Here is a 15816-nt window from a genome sequence, read left to right on the forward strand (position 1 = left end):
CTCGGGGTCTCTTCGGCGAATGAGGGCGGGCAGGAATGCAGCGGATGCAGAGATGTGTGCCGTTGGCCAACTGCCCCTCATCCGCCTGCCGGCACCTTCTCCCCGCAAGCGGGGAGAAGGGCTAAGCGGCACCGCCGCGGCCGTCCCCTCTCCCCGTTTACGGGGAGAGGGTCAGGGTGAGGGGCAAGGGCGTGCTCCGAATGCGGTGGAGATCCCTCGCATTCTCCTGTGTGACCAAAGGGGCCAACGGCACGAAAGGCAAGAACCGCCCGTTACCGCCTCAAGCTTCCCAAGATCCCGCGCACGATGGCGCGGCCGACCGAGGTGGCGACCGAGCGGGCGGCGCTCTTCATCGCCGCCTCGATCACCGTTTCGCGCTGGTAGCCCGAGGTCTTGCGCGTCGTCGGCTTCGTCGTGCGGTCGTCGTCATCCTTGTCGCCGAAGCCCGGCAGCGACCAGCGGCCGGCGGCCGAATCCTTGTCCTCGCCGCGGGCCTCGCGCTCCTCTTGCGTGCGCCTTGCGGCCTCGGCCTCGGCCGCCTTCTGCTCGCGGGCCATCAGGATCTCATAGGCCGATTCCCGGTCGAGATCCTTGTCGTAGACCCCGGCGACCGGGCTGACATTGATCACCGCGCGGCGCTCGGCCTCGCTGATCGGACCGGGACGGCCAGCCGGCGGGCGCACCAGGGTGCGCTCGACGATCGAGGGCACGCCCTTGGGTCCAAGCGTCGAGACCAGCGCCTCGCCGATGCCGAGCATGGTGATTGCCGTTTCGCAGTCGAAGGCCGGGTTGGGACGGAAGGTCGTCGCCGCCGTCTTCACCGCCTTCTGCTCGCGCGGCGTATAGGCGCGGAGCGCATGCTGGATGCGGTTGCCCATCTGCGCCAGCACGGTGTCGGGCACGTCGAGCGGGTTCTGCGTGACGAAATAGACGCCGACGCCCTTGGAGCGGATGAGGCGCACGACCTGCTCGATGCGCTCGATCAGCACCTTTGGCGCGTCGTTGAACAGAAGATGCGCCTCGTCGAAGAAGAAGACCAGCTTCGGCTTGTCCGGATCGCCCACTTCCGGCAGTTCCTCGAACAGCTCCGACAAGAGCCATAGAAGGAAGGTCGAATAGAGCCGCGGGTTCATCATCAGCTTGTCGGCGGCCAGCACCGAGATCGCCCCGCGCCCGTCATTGGTGGTGCGCATGATGTCGGTGACGGCGAGCGCCGGTTCGCCGAAGAAATGTTCGGCGCCCTGCTGTTCCAGCACCAGAAGCCCGCGCTGCAGCGAGCCGACCGAGGACTTGGAAATGAGGCCGAACTGGTTGGACAGTTCGCTGGCGTGCTCGCCCATATAGTTCAGGAGCGCCTGCAGGTCTTTCAGGTCGAGCAGCGGCAGGCCGCCCTGGTCGGCGATCTTGAAGGCGATGTTCAAGACGCCCTCCTGCGCCTCCGACGCGTCCATCAGCCGCGACAAGAGCAGCGGGCCCATCTCGGCGACCGTGGTGCGCACGCGGTGGCCCTGCTCCCCGTAGAGATCCCAGAAGATCACCGGGAATTCCTGGTAGGCGAAATCGTCAAAGCCGATCTGCTTGGCCCGCTGGTCGACCCAGTCCTTCTTCTCGCCCATCGCGGCGATGCCGGAGAGATCGCCCTTGATGTCGGCGCAGAACACCGGCACGCCGGCATTGGAAAAGCTCTCGGCGAGCACCTGCAGCGTCACCGTCTTGCCGGTGCCGGTGGCGCCGGTGACGATGCCGTGGCGGTTGCCGTATTTGAGGTCGAGATATTCGCCCTTGTTGAGGCTGTCGTCGGGATTGCGGCTGGTGCCGATATAGAGCTTTCCGTCTTCGAGCATGCGCCTCGTTCCCGTCTAATGTTTCGGCGACCGGGCCGATCGGCAAATTGCGCGCGCCCCGTCATTCCCTGAATCGTCACCTTGCTGTTATAAGGATAGTGTGAAACATCGACAACAGCCCGCGGGCTGCGCGGCCGGCGTCGGACTTCGACCTTTCGGCCGCGGACAAATTCGGCCGGCGGCGGCCTTGGCCGCTTGAGTTCGGCAAAAACTTGAATTACGTTGACGTTAACGTCAATTTCACGCCAGGAGGCTCCTCATGAACGAACTCGTAACCCGCATCGCCGACAAGGTCGGCATCGAACCGGCCCTCGCTGAAAAGTCCGTCGGCATGATGCTGGGCTTCCTGCAGCGCGAAGCGGCCGACGGCCCGGTCGCCAAGATGATCGAATCCGTGCCCGGCGCGCTCGACCTCGTCGCCAAGTACAATGGCGAAGGCGAAGGCAAGGGCCTGCTCGGCGGCCTGATGAGCGCGCTCGGCGGCGGCGGCATCATGGGGCTTGGCCAGCAGCTGATGGCCCAGGGCCTCGGCATGGGCGAAATCTCCAAGCTCGCCAAGGAAACCATGGCGGCCGCCCGCGAATATGCCGGCGACGAAGTCGTCGACGAAGTCGTCGCCTCGGTCCCGGGCTTGAGCCAGTTCGTCTGAGACGGGCGCAGGGTTGGAATGATGAAGCCGCCGGAGCGATCCGGCGGTTTTTTTGTGCGTGGGGGAGAGGGCATTCTCGTCGTGGGGCCACAAGTGACTACGACATTTGCTGGCCTTTTAGACGTGGCGTCATTGAGTGTTCGTCACCTAGGACGCGTAAAAGCAAGTCCCGGGCGAGCATCTGAACGCTGTGAACGTGGGCAACGGTCAGGCTTTTGGTCCGTTTGGAAGTCCGATGGGCGCTGACTCTGCTTCGCAGGAGGCCCGCGTAATTGATTGCATCACAGATTGGGATCTCTCTGTCCCTTACCATGCCTCGTGCCCAAACAGCTGCCTTGCCCTCAGGTGGCTTATGCTTCCGTTCGATCCGTGTTGGGGTGCCGCGCAGCAGCCAAATTGCAGTAGATTTCGGCGGTATCCCTAGCGCAGTCAATCGCCCTTGGAGATCGCTCAAGACAAGTGGATTCCACGATCCGTCCGCCAGCTTGCTCGGACACTTCTCTGAGGCCTTGACGTGCGCGTTCAACTCTTCAATCGCTGAATAATATGCAATGATCGCTAGGGCATAATTCGTATATACTAGCGGGTCGGCAGTAGTGGAAATTTTCTCTCCATGAGTAGGATGAGTGTCCATCCAATGTCGCCCAGCCAGCCTGAAACCGTGGAAGTATTTAGCTAGGGCGTTCTGATACACGAGTTTCTTTGATGCCGCTGCTGCAATCCGAGCTGCCCGGAAATTCCCTTCAGTCGCCGATCCTTTTCTCAGTGCAAGCTCCATCTCCGAGCTACTGCCGGCGGGGTAGTCAGCAGGGTTGTCCGGAACCGCAACGGCATCTTCGTCCAGCAGCATCATGTCGGTGAGCGCATAGCCAGCACCGATTAACCGCATGACTCTTTGTGCCTGGTCGAAATCTCTGGCCTCTAAGATCAGTTCGGGTGCAAGCTTTGAGCATAAATAACCATCCTTCTCGAAGCTACTACCAACAATGGCACGCATGTGGTGGTGCTCCTCGGGATCAGGGTCCGGACCCGCACTTCGGTTAGCTGGGAACCGCATCTCAAAATGTCGTTGCGTCACGGACCAACCCAAGCCCCACGCACCAGCGTTGGGCGGCAACTCGGTGCTGAGTACGAATAGACGAGTGCGAAACTTCTTCATCAGAACCCATTTGCGAATCTCATCGCCAGTTTAATTCTAGACTTAGGATTTTAAGTCTACTGAGTTGCAGGATTGTCCAATTAGATAGCCAAAATTTACCGGTTTTACTCGATGAGTTTTCCGAATACCGGTTGATATCCAAGTCAATCTGAGGGATTTTTTCGGATTAAATTCATAGATTATTGATATTAATATCAATGGCGGTTTAGATTGTTTCTTCGCCGAAATCGATATTTCTTTCCGGGCTCCAGTCAGCTTGGTCTTCAATGTCGGGGCATCTTAACTTCTCCCCTTTCACCCCTTCTCTCCCAGCCATACGCGAAGCGTGGCATCGATCCGCGATTGCCAGCCGGGGCCGGTCCGACGGAAACGCTCCAGCCCATTCGGATCGAGCAGAATGGTCAGTCCTTCTTGCCCGGACCCTTCGGCCGCCCAACCCGCACAGCTGCCGCGTCCAGCTTTTCGCGCCACGGCGCCTCGCTGAGGTCAGGCGCGTCGTCCGGGTCCTGCCCGGCACTCGGTTGAGGTTTGCTGTTCTCGGCCATCGGCGTCTCCCGCTCCCAACACCAGAATGCCAACCTTCCCCGCCGCGATCAAGGCTCCCTCAATCCCATTCCGGCGCCAGATGCCCCGGGTTGACGATCCGCCCGTCCGGCCTTGCGAGCGCCGAAATGGCGTCCATTTCCGCGGCGTCGAGCGAGAAGTCGAAGACGGCGAAATTTTCCGCGAGGCGGCTTTCGGTCGCGGTCTTCGTCAGTGCCGCGACGCTCTGCTGCTGGATGAGCCAGCGCAAGGCCACCTGGGCCGCCGTCTTGCCGTGGCGGGCGCCAATGTCCTGCAGGAGTTCGTCCTTCGGCACACGACCGTCCGCCATGGCGTAATAGGCCGTCACCGACATGCCGTAGGAGCGGGCGGCCGAGAGCACGGCCGTCTGGTCGAGATAGGGATGATATTCGATCTGGTTGGTGACGATCGGCGCCTTCGACAGGCGCACGGCCTCGCCCATCAGCGCGCAATTATAGTTGGACACGCCGATATGGCGCACCTTGCCGGCATCGACCAGCGCGTTCAGGCCCTCGATCTGCTCTGCGAGCGGCACCGGGCTTTGCGGCCAGTGCAGGAGCAGCAGGTCGACATGGTCGGTCTCCAGCTTCTTCAGGCTCTCCTCGACCGAGGGTCCCATGTCGCGCCTCGAAAACTTGTCGACCCAGACCTTGGTGGTCAGGAAAATGTCGCCGCGCGCGAGCCCCGAGCGGGCGATCGCCTCGCCGACTGCGGCCTCGTTGCCGTAGATCTGCGCGGTGTCGATATGGCGAAAGCCGGTCTTCAGGGCGAGCGGCAGGATCCGCAGCACGTCGGCGCCGGGCATGCGGAAGGTGCCGAAGCCGAGGGCGGGAAGATGCGCGCCGTTGGCGGTGACATATTTCATGTAAGGACTCCTCTTTCGCGCGGGGGGCGAAGCACGGGGCAGGGCGAAGCCGCGATCAGTCCTCCAATAAGATGACCCTTTTGCCCTCAGCTTCAAGGTGGATTCGACGGCAGCACCCTTGCGCCGACATTGGCCCCTCTAGTCGCGGATGGCGATCCCCGCCTCGATCGCTGCGGCGATGAAGGCGCGGCGGGCGTCCTCGTCCTTCTTCTTGCCGGCGACCACGTCCATGCAGGTCAGCAGCGCCTTGTCGAGCGCCGGGCCGTCCTCGGTCGGCCAGTCCTCGATCATCGCCCAGGAGGCGGCCTCCGTGCTGTCGATCGTCACGTCCTCGCCCTCTTCGCCGAGCGCGAGGGTGACGGGTTTTGTCCAAAGGGTGCTCATCGGCGGAAGCTTTCAAAAATTCGGGTGGCGTCGAAGCGCCGTCATGGTCGAGATTGCCTTCTAGCGAAGTTACGCCTTCACCGCCACGACAAACAGACGGGGAAACCTGAGTAGCACCCGCCCGTCGGCCATCGGCGGATAGGCGCGGGCGATGCGGGTGGTGTAGTCGGCGAGGAAAGCCGGCGCATGCTCTTTTCCCGCGGCGTCGAGATAGGGGCGAAGGCCGGTGCCCTTCACCCATTCGACGATCGCCTCGGCATCGGCCATCGGATGATAGTAGACCGTGTGCCAGACATTGACGCGCGCGGTCTTGGGCGTAAGCCGTTCGAGATAGGCGGCGGGCGAGGGGAGGCGGGCGCGCCTGAGCCTGCCGCCGGCAAAGGCCGGGGCCCAGGGCCCGGCGGCCCCGGTTTCCTCCATCAGCAGATGCGTCGGCTCGTCGAGATTGTCGGGCATCTGCACGGCGAGAACCCCGCCCGGCGCCAGATGGTCGATCAGGCTCTCCATCAGCGTGAGATGGTCGGGAAGCCATTGCAGCACCGCATTGGCATAGAGCAGGTCGGCCGGCGCCTCGGGCCGCCAGGTGGAGAGATCGGCCGCGACGAAAGGCGTGCCCGGCAGGCGCGCCCGCGCCTTGTCCAGCATGTCGGCATCGCTGTCGAGACCGGTTACCGCCCCCTTGCCGAACCGCCCGATCAGCAGTTCGGTTGAATTGCCCGGCCCGCAGCCGAGATCGTAGACGCGTCTTGCTTCGCCAAGCGGCACCTGCGCCAGAAGATCGCGCGCCGGTCGCGTCCGCTCTTCCTCGAATTTCAGATATTGCGTCGCCGACCAGGCCATGGCGTCAGGTCCTTCACAGGCTGGCGAGGTTGGGCAGGATCAGGTCCGGCCCGTGGTCGGCATATTCGTCGGGCAGGTCGAGACGGTTGATCCACACCGTGCGAAAGCCGAATTTCTGCGCGCCGGCCACGTCCCAGCGGTTCGACGACTGGAAGGACACCGCCTCCGGATAGAGACGATAGGCGGTGGTCACCATGTCGTAGACCTGCGGCGCGGTCTTGTAGGCGCGGATGGCATCGACGGAAAACACGTCGTCGAGGATCACGTCGAGCGCCGCATTCTTCACCGCGGCTTCAAGCATGGCCGGCGAGCCGTTGGAGAGGATGGCCAGTTTCGCGCCCCGGCTCTTCAAGTCCTTCAGCACGGCCGGCACTTCCGGATAGCAGTCGAGCGTCCAGTAGGCGGAAAGCAGGTCGGCGCGCAGGCTCCGGTCGACGCTGGGGAACCGCGCGAGCGTATAGTCGAGCGCTTCCTCGGTCAGCTGCCAGAAATCGCGATAGCTGCCCATCAGCGTGCGCACCCAGGAATATTCCAGCTGCTTGGCCCGCCACATCTCGGAAAAGCGCTGATACTCAGGCCCCGCCTGCTCGGCATGGCGGCGCACCGCTGCATGCACGTCGAACAGCGTGCCGTAGGCATCAAAGACATAGGCTGCGGTGGACATCGCTCCTCCCTCGATCGAACGCATCGCAGTGATAGGACGCGGGCGGCAACGCGGCAAGGGCGGCCAAGTCGGGAGCGCCGCGGCCGGAACTGTCGCGAAGGGGTTGGCCCGGGCAAGAAAAAGGCGGCAGCCGCTGTTGCGCGGTTGCCGCCTTGGATCACATGGGACGTTCGACGTCAGCCGTGGGCTTCAAGGACGGCCTCGCGCACGTCTTCAGCCTTGTCCGCCAGGGTTTCGACCTGGGTCGAGGTCAAGCCGAGGTCCATGATGATGTTCAGGGCGATCGCGGTATCGGTCGAGATCGGTACGGTCTTGTCCGAAGCCACGCCGAGGAAGATCGCCGCGAGGTCAAGCGTGCTCGCCGGATTGACGTTGATTGCCGACAGGTTCAGCGTGCCGTCGAGCAGAGCTTCCATCAGGGCAAGGTTCTGCAACGGCGAGTCGACGATATTGATCGAGTCCCAGTTGGCCTTCACATAGTCCGCGAAGGCAGCGGCCGTCATGCTGTAAAGTGCCGAATTCGCCGGAACCCAGTTTGCCAGAACCTCGGCCAGCGCGCGGTCGAGAACCTTATCGGGCGAGCGCGCGACGCTCAGGCGACCGAGTTCGACTTCCGGAATGCCCTCCTGCGCCCATGCGGGCTTGCCGGAGCTTCCGGGCTTGCCCTGCGAACCAGCCTTGGGTCCCTTGCCCTCGCTGTCGTCGCTCGGGCCGCCCTTACCGCCGCCGTCGTGACCCTGACCGCCCTGGCCGCCCTGGCCGCCTTGACCGCCCTGGCCACCTTTGCCGCCATCGTGTTCCTCTGCATGCGCGGAGGTGGGGAACACGGACACGCCGGTCACCAGCGAAGCCGCAGAAATCGCGAACAGTGCGTAAGCGACGCCCATCGAAAGGGACCTTTTGTTCTCTTTCATCATTCTTCTTTCCTCCAATTCGGTCGCGGCACCTCGTCGCAACCCGCTAACGATTGAATATCGTTATATAGCAATTAAGCAATGAATGAAGAAATTAAATTGACGTAGATCAAGAAGCGGAAAATTTTTCCCAGCGAAAACAAGACTGCGAATTCTAATCCCCAATAAAATGGGGGGGCATTCAACACTCCTGCCGTGTGGCCCAACGAAAATGGCCCACGCGGGCGCGGGCCAAGTTTCCAAAGCGGGTCACGGAACTCCGTCAGAAACGGTAGTTCACCCCGACCGCCAGGGAGTGGATGCCCTGGTCGACATTGAATACGGCCGTCCGACCGCCTTCCGACACTTCGGTGTTGTTGATGCCAAGGTAGGTGAAGCTGTAGTCGAACTTCAATGACCACTTGTCAGTCAGGGCCTGTTCGACACCGGCGCCCACGATGACGCCGAGTGTGGTTTCGGAACCCTCGAAATGGCGAACTTGACCCGGCTGACCGCCGGTGTGGGTATAGTCTACGCCCGCGAAAGCCAAGCCGGCCTTGCCGTAAACCAGGGTCTTGTCGAAGGTCATGCCGCCGCGCCCGGTCAGGCTGGCGATCCAGTTGATGTCGCTCGACGCATCACGGAAATAGCCGGAACTATTTGTCCATGTGCCATAGCCCTCAAGGTCGGGAATGGTGAGTGCCGCTTCGAGACCGTAGACGATCTTGTCGTCCTGCCAATTGCGACCGATCTGAATGCCGCCGAGCATGCCCTCGAACTCGGGTGAGGTCTGGGTCTTGCCGATGTCGCCAGTCGAATGGCCGCTCGCATTGTTCACGAGCACCCAGTCGCTGTCTGCGAAACCGTAGCCGACATTTCCGCCGACATAGAAACCGCTCCAGTCATAGGCGGAGCCATCCTGAGCAGAGGCCTCAGTGGCGAGTGCTGCCGCGAAGACTGCGGCGAGAAGGACGGCGGTATGTTTTTTCATCACAGAATCAGCCCAGTTCGAATTCTCTGTTCGTCTAATCAATCGACTAGCATTGTTAAAAAACGATGTCTATTGCCGGAGAGCCACATCCCGTGTCTTTGTCTGCCTCGGAGGCAAGCGTCAGCGCGCCTGCGCCTCTTCGGCCCTCAGCCCTGCGACATCGTGGTCGATTTCGGTCAGTGCCCGGTCGAGATGCCCTTCGAACACCAGCATCGCCTCTTCCGGTACGATGGTGATTTCCGGCGCGCCGTAGATGCGCACATGCAGCGATTGCGCAAGCCCCTCGTCGAGGCCGCGGGTTAGCAGGTCGATATAGCGCGTGCCGTGGCCGGTGATGACGATCGGCATGTTGTCGTGGAGGCTGAGCACCCGCGACAGCCCCTGGCCGAGTGCCAGGCCCGCCTGCCGAAAGGCATATTCCGACATGCGGTGTCCCTGGCGGGCGCGGGCGGCGATCTTGTCCATTTCGGCCAGCGGCACGAACTTTGCCGGGATCGTGTCGGGAGGCACCTCGAATGCGGTCCGAAGGATGCCGTAGAAGCCGGCCGAGGCCTCGACGCAGCCGATGGAGCCGCAGCGGCAGAGCTTGCCGTCGGAGGCGTTGAGCATATGGCCGAAGTTCGGCGCGCTGACCTCCAGTTCGCCGGAATGCCCGCGCCTTGCGATGCCGAGTCCGATCGAATGGCCGAGCGACAGCGTGGCGAGCGCCTGGAACGGTTTGCCCGGCTCCTTGTCGGCGCGAAGCCCCAGCGCATGGGCGACCAGCAGCGTCTCGTTGTTGAGACGGATGCGGGTCTGCGGCGATAAGGCAAGCGCGGTGGAAAAGTCGATCTCCGCCCGGCCGAACACCGGCGACCAGAGGAGGCGCGAACCGCCGGCATCGACCATGCCCTTGGAGCTGATCGACACCGCGGCGATCCTCTCGGGCAAGAGCCGCGAGCGGCCGGCCATGCGCGACAGCGCCTCCCGGAACCCGGCGATGAAGGCGGCGGGGGAAGGGGTGCCATGATCGCGCGGTTCGTCGAACCGGTCGATCAGCGTGCCGGTATAGTCGGCCAGCGAATATTGCACGCTGTCGGACGAGATGCGCGCGGCGATCAGATAGCTGAAATCGCGCTTGCGGCCGAAGAGTACACGCGGCCGGCCGCGCCCGCCGGTCGCCGGCTGCTCGTGGCGCTCCAGCGCGCCAAGGCGCTCGAGATCGGCGGTGATCGCCGAGACGGTGGCCGAGGCAAGTCCGGTTGCGGCGGCAATGTCGGTATGGGCAAGCGAACCCTGCCGGCGAAGTGCGGCAAGCACCAGCGCACTGTTTTGCTGACGCACCATTTCGGTGCTCGATTTCGTCAGCATGGCAGGCGTCCGATCATAATGGTCCTTTGCGATATGACCTTCAGCAAGATCATCAGGCGGCGCCGTTTTGCAAGCCCTCCGGGGCCTTGTTGACAGCCTCGAAATCTTCTGACATTTATTTTCTCGACTGTCGAGAAAAACCAACGGCCGCTTGGCCAGGCAAGGCAGTATTCTTCGACGGGCCGCTTAGGGGGTGAACGGGAGGTTTGCCGGCGTGCCGCGTCTTTTCAAAGGGAGGCTTGAATGAAATCCGTCTTGAAGCTGATGGCGTGCGCCGCCGTCATCACCAGCCTGCACACCGTCGCCAACGCCAAGGACCTCGTGGTCGGCGTATCCTGGTCCAACTTCCAGGAAGAGCGCTGGAAGACCGACGAAGCCGCCATCAAGAAGGCGCTCGAGGCTTCCGGCGACAAGTATATTTCCGCCGACGCCCAGTCGTCTGCCGCCAAGCAGCTGACCGACGTCGAAAGCCTGATTTCCCAGGGCGCCAATGCGCTGATCGTTCTGGCGCAGGATTCCGACGCGATCGGCCCGGCCATCGAAAAGGCCGCTGCCGAAGGCATCCCGGTCGTTGGCTATGACCGCCTGATCGAGAACCCGGCCGCCTTCTACATCACCTTCGACAACAAGGAAGTCGGCCGCATGCAGGCCCGCGAAGTGTTCAAGGTGAAGCCGGAAGGCAATTACGTCTTCATCAAGGGCAACTCCGCCGACCCGAACGCCGACTTCCTGTTTGCCGGCCAGATCGAAGTGCTGAAAGAAGCCATCGACGCCGGCAAGATCAAGAATGTCGGCGAAGCCTATACCGACGGCTGGAAGCCGGAAAATGCCCAGAAGAACATGGAGCAGTTCCTGACCGCCAACGACAACAAGGTCGACGCGGTTGTCGCCTCGAACGACGGCACCGCCGGTGGCGCGATCGCGGCTCTGACCGCCCAGGGCCTGGCCGGCTCGGTTCCGGTCTCCGGCCAGGATGCCGATTTCGCCGCCTTGAACCGCGTCGCGCTCGGCACCCAGACCGTATCGGTGTGGAAGGACAGCCGTGAACTCGGCAAGCGCGCCGCCGAAATCGCCGTCGAGCTTGCCGGCGGCAAGAAGATGACCGAGATCGAAGGCGTGACCGCGTTCTCCGGTGGTCCGAAGGGCGTCGAAATGCAGTCGGTCTTCCTCGCCCCGCTGCCGATCACCAAGGACAACCTGAACGTCGTCATCGACGCCGGCTGGATCACCAAGGAAGCCGCCTGCCAGGGCGTCCCCGCCGGTTCCGTCGCAGCCTGCAATTGACACGGGCCTGACCTGACGGCCTCATGAACCTTGAAGCGTCGCGACCTCCACAAGGTCGCGACGTCTCATAGGGTCGCAAGGGAGGCCGGGCCGCCATTGCCGCACGCGCTGCGGCGGGCGCGCCATCGCAAGGGATTACCAAAAGTGGGAGAACGGCACGGCATGGCCGATATCACGAATACCACGCAGGCCGCGCGCGCCGGCGCGGGCGAAAACCCGGTGAAGCGCTTTTTCCGCGCCACCGAGATCGACACCCGCCTGCTCGGCATGATCGGCGCCATGCTGATCATCTGGGTCGGCTTCAACATCATTTCCGGCGGTCTGTTCCTGACGCCGCGCAACCTGTGGAACCTGTCGGTGCAGACCGCCTCCGTCGCCGTCATGGCGACCGGCATGGTGCTGGTCATCGTCACCCGCAACATCGACCTTTCGGTTGGCTCGGTACTCGGTTTCGTCGGCATGTTCATGGGCGTGCTGCAGGCCGAACTCCTGCCGCAGGTGCTCGGCTTCGACCACCCGCTGACCTGGATCATCGCTCTTGCCGCCGGCCTCGTCCTCGGCGCGGCGATCGGCGCGCTGCACGGCGTCATCATCGCCTTCCTCAACGTGCCGTCCTTCATCGTCACGCTCGGCGGCCTCTTGGTCTGGCGCGGCGCCACCTGGTTCGTCACCTCGGGCCGCACGGTCGCCCCGATGGACGCGACCTTCCGCCTGATGGGCGGCGGCACGGCCGGCTCGATCGGCGCCACCGCCAGCTGGATCGTCGGCGTCATCGCCTGCCTGGCCATCGTCGCGACGCTGGTCAATTCGCGCAAGCAGCGCCGCCGCTTCGGCTTCCCGCTGCGCCCGATCTGGGCCGAATATTTCCTCACCGGCGTCAGCTGCTCTCTGGTGCTGGCCACCGTCTATGTCTTCAACAACTATCCCTGGCCGGTGGCAATCGCGCGCAAGTTCGCCGATGAAAACGGCATCGCCTGGCCGGACGGCGGCCTGTTCATCTCCCACGGCATCGCCATTCCGGTACTGATCGCGATTGCCGTCGGCATCGTCATGACCTTCATCTCGACCCGCCTGCGCTTCGGCCGCTATGTCTTTGCCATCGGCGGCAATCCGGAAGCCGCAGAACTTGCCGGCATCAAGACCCGCTGGGTCACCGTCAAGATCTTCGCGCTGATGGGCATGCTGTGCGCCATCGCCGCGGCGATCTCCACCGCCCGCCTCAATGCCGCGACCAATGCGCAAGGGGAACTCGACGAACTCTACACCATCGCCGCGGCCGTCATCGGCGGCACCTCGCTCTCGGGCGGCATGGGCACGGTCGCCGGCGCCATGCTCGGCGCGCTCGTCATGCAGTCGCTGCAGTCGGGCATGGTTCTGGTCGGCATCGACACGCCCTTCCAGCGCATCGTCGTCGGCATCGTTCTCGTCGTCGCCGTCTGGCTCGACACGATCTACCGCGCGCGGGCGAGATAAGAGGATTTCATCATGACTGACAAACGCACTCCGCTCGTGCAGATGAACAATGTTTCCATCTCGTTCGGCGGCATCCACGCGGTCGAGAACGCCTCGGTCGATCTCTATCCCGGCGAGGTCGTGGCGCTTCTCGGCCACAACGGCGCCGGCAAGTCGACGCTGATCAAGATCCTGTCGGGCGCCTATCGCCGCGACGCGGGCGAGATCCTGATCGACGGGGAGCCCGCCGACATCGCCAATCCGCGCGACGCCAAGAAATACGGCATCGAGACGATCTACCAGACGCTCGCCGTCGCCGACAATGTCGACGCTGCCGCCAACCTCTATCTCGGCCGCGAACTCAGGACCCCCTGGGGCACGCTCGACGACGTGGCGATGGAGGCCAAGGCCCGCGAGGTGATGGGACGGCTCAACCCCAATTTCCGCCGCTTCAAGGAGCCGGTGAAGGCCTTGTCCGGCGGTCAGCGCCAGTCGGTGGCGATCGCCCGCGCCATCCTGTTCGACGCCCGCATCCTGATCATGGACGAGCCGACGGCAGCCCTTGGGCCGCAGGAAACCGCCCAGGTCGGCGAACTGATCCAGCAGCTGAAGAAGGAAGGCATCGGCATCTTCCTGATCAGCCACGACATTCACGACGTCTTCGACCTCGCCGACCGCGTCTTCGTCATGAAGAACGGCAAGGTGGTCGGCCAGGCACGAACCGAGGACGTCACCAAGGACGAGGTGCTCGGCATGATCATCCTCGGCAAATGCCCGCCTGGCGCGATCCCGGGTCCGGGCGCGATGCAGGTGGCGTGAGGGGAGGAGTGGTTGCGGGAGCAGGGCGTGCCCCATCACTTGCCCCTCATCCGCCTGCCGGCACCTTCTCCCCGTTTTGACGGGGAGAAGGGACGTGGGGCACCCGCTCTACCTAGCCACTTGCGTCGAATGCCTGGTGATTGTTTCAATTGCGCAGTGGCGGCTATTCATAGCTTTCTTGTCGGCCTGAAGATGGCCACGGCGGTGCCGCTTGTCCCTTCTCCCCGTCGGAACGGGGAGAAGGTGCCGGCAGGCGGATGAGGGGCGAGTCTAACAAGCGCCACGGACCGCGCATGCTCACTGACCGGAACCGGCCGGAAAATACCGCAAGTCACGGCAATCCACGGTCTCCGTCAGCCGGCCCTCGAGGATGGCGACGAGGGTTTCCAGTACGGCCGGCATGTCGTTCAGCACATCCATGTTCCAGATGCGAACGATCGCCCAGCCCTCTGATCTCATGAAATCGTCGCGCCGGCGGTCATACGGACTGCCCGCATGCTGGCTGCCGTCCACCTCGACGACGAGCATCCTCTCCCTGCAGGCGAAGTCCGCGAAATACGGCACGATTGCCAGTTGTCGCACGAACTTGAAACCGTTCAGCCGGCGGTTGCGAAGCTCGCTCCAGAGCCTTGCCTCGGCGTCATTGTCGACTTGGCGAAGCGACCGCGCCCGTGCTGTTGCCTGCTTGTCAGGACCGCGCATCTCATTCGCCCCCGATCTTGACACCGCGACACCCTCAAGGAATGCATAATGTGATGCTGGATTGCGTTGCGCAAGCGTTGCTGTCGTTCCTGTCTGGCGCTCCTATTTGCCCCTCATCCGCCTGCCGGCACCTTCTCCCCGTTCTGACGGGGAGAAGGGACAAGCGGCACCGCTATGCCAGGCCGCTGCAAGTGAATGTCAAGCGGCCCAAGTGCCGTCCATCCCCTCTCCCCGCGCGCGGGGAGAGGGTCAGGGTGAGGGGCAGAGGCGCGGCACAGCGCAGGCCGCTCGACCTCCATAGCGGCCCCCTCAGAACCGCGTGATCACGCTGATGCCGAGATCCGTCGAGCGGTCCATGGCAACCAGTGCCGGCACGGCCTCGTCGAGCGAAATCTCCCGCCCGATCAGCCGTTTCGGGTCGAGCTTGCCCGCGGCCATCATCGACAGCATCGCATCGTAGCGCCAGGCCTGCATCCCGTGGCTGCCGTAGATTTCGAGTTCGTGGCCGATCACCTGCGCCATCGGGATCTGCGGCGTCGAATGGTCCCCGAGCATCAGCCCGACCTGAACATGACGGCCGCGGCGGCGCAGATTCTGGATCGAGTTGAAGCAGGTGACGGGCGAGCCGAGCGCGTCGATCGACACATGGGCGCCGCCTTTCGTGATGTCGCGCACCGCGCCGGCGACGTCGTCGGTGTCGCGCGCATTGACGGCCGCGACGGCGCCGAGCGTGCGGGCGAAGGCGAGCTTCTCCTCCGATATGTCGATGGCGATCGGATTGGCGCCAAGCGCTGCGGCAATCATGATCGCCGAAAGCCCGACGCCGCCGCAGCCATGCACCGCCACCCATTCGCCGCCGCGCACCCTTGCCTGGTCGGTCACCGCCCGAAACGAGGTGGCAAAGCGGCAGCCGAGGCTGGCCGCGGTGGCGAAGTCGACGCTCTCCGGCAGATGAACGAGGTTCTGCTCGGCAAAGTCGATCGCCACATATTCGGCGAACGAGCCCCAATGGGTGAAGCCCGGCTGGAACTGCGCTTCGCAGACCTGCTGGTTGCCCGAGCGGCACTCGCCGCAGCGCCCGCAGCCTGACACGAAGGGCACGGTCACCCGGTCGCCGACCTTGTAGCGCATCACCCCGCGGCCGGTCGCGGCGATCACGCCGGCCAGTTCATGGCCCGGCACATGCGGCAGGCGGATGTCCGGGTCATGGCCCATCCAGCCGTGCCAGTCGCTGCGGCAGAGCCCGGACGCCTCGACCTTGACGACGACGCCACTCTCCGTCGGTGTCGGATCGGGCACGACCCGGATATCCGGCATCTGCTCAAAGGCCTCGTAATACATGGCGCGCATGGGTCG

At 63.6% G+C, this 15816-nt stretch carries 17 protein-coding genes; 4 read left to right on the plus strand and 13 right to left on the minus strand.

Going from position 1 to position 15816, the window contains the following annotated elements; genetic code table 11:
* Positions 1–272: 272 nt before the first annotated feature.
* Entirely contained in the window at positions 273–1844 is a 1572-nt protein-coding gene (locus RHIZ70P_RS14455) for a helicase HerA-like C-terminal domain-containing protein (RefSeq protein WP_115671137.1), read from the minus strand.
* 259 nt (positions 1845–2103) lie between these two features.
* On the opposite strand from RHIZ70P_RS14455, the gene RHIZ70P_RS14460 reads away from it, so the two are divergent.
* Positions 2104–2493 carry a hypothetical protein gene (locus tag RHIZ70P_RS14460; protein ID WP_028737040.1) on the plus strand — a complete coding sequence of 130 codons (390 nt, stop codon included), beginning with the start codon at positions 2104–2106 and terminating at the stop codon, positions 2491–2493.
* Positions 2494–2590: 97 nt separating this feature from the next.
* On the opposite strand, the gene RHIZ70P_RS14465 is transcribed toward RHIZ70P_RS14460, so the two are convergent.
* The 10 genes from RHIZ70P_RS14465 to RHIZ70P_RS14505 all read right to left on the minus strand — a co-directional run bounded on the left by RHIZ70P_RS14465 (position 2591) and on the right by RHIZ70P_RS14505 (position 10203).
* Positions 2591–3490, minus strand: coding sequence for a hypothetical protein (locus RHIZ70P_RS14465; RefSeq protein WP_115671139.1), 900 nt, complete (start codon positions 3488–3490; stop codon positions 2591–2593).
* A gap of 456 nt (positions 3491–3946) precedes the next feature.
* The gene (locus RHIZ70P_RS23480; RefSeq protein WP_419178299.1) at positions 3947–4057 is read right to left on the minus strand and encodes a BrnA antitoxin family protein; all 111 of its coding nucleotides are present in this window, start codon (positions 4055–4057) and stop codon (positions 3947–3949) included.
* A complete protein-coding gene (locus RHIZ70P_RS23155; RefSeq protein ID WP_210209748.1) occupies positions 4054–4197 on the minus strand; it encodes a hypothetical protein in 144 nt (47 codons plus the stop codon). Before RHIZ70P_RS23155 ends, RHIZ70P_RS23480 begins: the two co-directional genes overlap by 4 nt.
* 59 nt (positions 4198–4256) lie before the next feature.
* The gene (locus tag RHIZ70P_RS14475) at positions 4257–5081 is read right to left on the minus strand and encodes an aldo/keto reductase (protein WP_115671141.1); all 825 of its coding nucleotides are present in this window, start codon (positions 5079–5081) and stop codon (positions 4257–4259) included.
* Positions 5082–5219: 138 nt separating this feature from the next.
* The gene (locus tag RHIZ70P_RS14480; protein WP_115671143.1) at positions 5220–5465 is read right to left on the minus strand and encodes a DUF982 domain-containing protein; all 246 of its coding nucleotides are present in this window, start codon (positions 5463–5465) and stop codon (positions 5220–5222) included.
* Positions 5466–5534: 69 nt separating this feature from the next.
* Entirely contained in the window at positions 5535–6305 is a 771-nt protein-coding gene (gene tam / locus RHIZ70P_RS14485; protein ID WP_115671145.1) for a trans-aconitate 2-methyltransferase, read from the minus strand.
* A gap of 13 nt (positions 6306–6318) precedes the next feature.
* On the minus strand, positions 6319–6969 hold the full coding sequence (locus tag RHIZ70P_RS14490) for a haloacid dehalogenase type II (RefSeq protein WP_115671146.1): 651 nt from the start codon (positions 6967–6969) through the stop codon (positions 6319–6321).
* A gap of 176 nt (positions 6970–7145) precedes the next feature.
* Entirely contained in the window at positions 7146–7883 is a 738-nt protein-coding gene (locus tag RHIZ70P_RS14495) for a hypothetical protein (protein WP_147294006.1), read from the minus strand.
* 262 nt (positions 7884–8145) lie between these two features.
* On the minus strand, positions 8146–8853 hold the full coding sequence (locus RHIZ70P_RS14500; protein WP_115671150.1) for an outer membrane protein: 708 nt from the start codon (positions 8851–8853) through the stop codon (positions 8146–8148).
* A gap of 120 nt (positions 8854–8973) precedes the next feature.
* Complete coding sequence (locus tag RHIZ70P_RS14505; protein WP_115671152.1) at positions 8974–10203, minus strand: ROK family transcriptional regulator; 1230 nt, start codon at positions 10201–10203, stop codon at positions 8974–8976.
* Between the two features lie 243 nt (positions 10204–10446).
* Here RHIZ70P_RS14505 and xylF point away from each other — a divergent pair, with 243 nt between their 5' ends.
* From xylF to RHIZ70P_RS14520, 3 genes are all read left to right on the plus strand, one after another.
* Entirely contained in the window at positions 10447–11487 is a 1041-nt protein-coding gene (gene xylF / locus RHIZ70P_RS14510) for a D-xylose ABC transporter substrate-binding protein (RefSeq protein WP_115671154.1), read from the plus strand.
* Between the two features lie 162 nt (positions 11488–11649).
* Positions 11650–12960: a sugar ABC transporter permease gene (locus tag RHIZ70P_RS14515; protein WP_115671156.1), complete on the plus strand. Its 1311-nt coding sequence runs from the start codon at positions 11650–11652 to the stop codon at positions 12958–12960.
* Between the two features lie 12 nt (positions 12961–12972).
* Positions 12973–13758 carry an ATP-binding cassette domain-containing protein gene (locus RHIZ70P_RS14520; RefSeq protein ID WP_115671158.1) on the plus strand — a complete coding sequence of 262 codons (786 nt, stop codon included), beginning with the start codon at positions 12973–12975 and terminating at the stop codon, positions 13756–13758.
* Between the two features lie 297 nt (positions 13759–14055).
* Here RHIZ70P_RS14520 and RHIZ70P_RS14525 read toward each other — a convergent pair whose 3' ends face one another.
* Together RHIZ70P_RS14525 and RHIZ70P_RS14535 are read right to left on the minus strand one after the other, a co-directional pair.
* A complete protein-coding gene (locus RHIZ70P_RS14525) occupies positions 14056–14460 on the minus strand; it encodes an endonuclease domain-containing protein (protein ID WP_115671160.1) in 405 nt (134 codons plus the stop codon).
* Between the two features lie 309 nt (positions 14461–14769).
* Positions 14770–15810 (minus strand): zinc-dependent alcohol dehydrogenase family protein, encoded by a 1041-nt coding sequence (locus tag RHIZ70P_RS14535; protein WP_115671164.1) that lies wholly within the window; start codon positions 15808–15810, stop codon positions 14770–14772.
* Positions 15811–15816 lie beyond the last annotated feature (6 nt).

The organism is Paenirhizobium selenitireducens ATCC BAA-1503, assembly GCF_900492185.1.
Classification (GTDB): domain Bacteria; phylum Pseudomonadota; class Alphaproteobacteria; order Rhizobiales; family Rhizobiaceae; genus Allorhizobium; species Allorhizobium selenitireducens_A.